General features: G+C 54.3%; 1 protein-coding gene. It reads left to right on the top strand.

Going from position 1 to position 944, the window contains the following annotated elements; genetic code table 11:
* A partial coding sequence (locus tag PHAL_RS23465; protein ID WP_036981769.1) for an Ig-like domain-containing protein occupies positions 1-944 on the top strand: 944 nt, incomplete at both ends.

Raw genomic sequence — 944 nt, forward strand, 5'->3', positions numbered from 1 at the left:
AGCAGTGATGTGACCCCGCTCATTAGTGGCCAAAGCAGTGGCGTGCCAGCGGGCACGCAAGTGAGCGTGACGCTCATTGGCGCCAATGGGGCAGTCCAAAGCGCGACAGCGACAACGGATGCAGCAGGCAATTGGTCAGTGGAGGCCAGTAACGCGATAGCCGAAGGTGAGTACACAGTCAATGTGAGTGTCACAGACGCCGCAGGCAATATCGGCAGCGATAGCGTAACTGGGGTGATAGACACACAAGCGCCAACCGTCAGCATCGATGCACCGACATTAACCAACGATAATACGCCAGTAGTAACAGGTACATCGGATTTAGCGAACAGTGATATCGCGATTACCTTCACTGATAGCAATGGCAGCCATACAGTGACAGTGCAAACCGATGGCAGTGGTCATTGGAGCGCCGAAGCTGCGCAACCATTGCTTGATGGCGCTTATACAGTCACCGCCAGCCTCAGCGATGCAGCCGGCAACACTGGCAGCGCTACTGACAATGGCGTGGTGGATACCATACCGCCAGCGCTTGCCTTTGTGCCCACCTTCTTGCTTGGGCAACTCGTGACCCTCACCGGTACTTCTGATTTACCAGCGGGTAGCACAATCACCATCACCGAAAACTTACTCGGCGGCGGTATTGGGGCAACCTACACCACAACCACCGATGCCAATGGTGATTGGAGTCTACTCGGTTTAACCATTCCATTACTGAGTGTGGCCTCCGTGACCGCCAGTGCCAGCGATGAAGCAGGTAATATACGCACGATTAACTCGCTTGATTTTGATGGTACACCGCCGACTTTAACCGTGAATGTGGATACACTTAGCAACGATAATACCCCAGAAGTCAGCGGCACAACGGATGCAGGGCAAGGCGCAGCGGTGACCGTGTTAGTCACCGATAAAGACGGTAATACGCAAACCGTCACCGCCATAGT

Source organism: Pseudoalteromonas haloplanktis ATCC 14393 (assembly GCF_000238355.1).
Classification (GTDB): Bacteria; Pseudomonadota; Gammaproteobacteria; order Enterobacterales; family Alteromonadaceae; genus Pseudoalteromonas; species Pseudoalteromonas haloplanktis.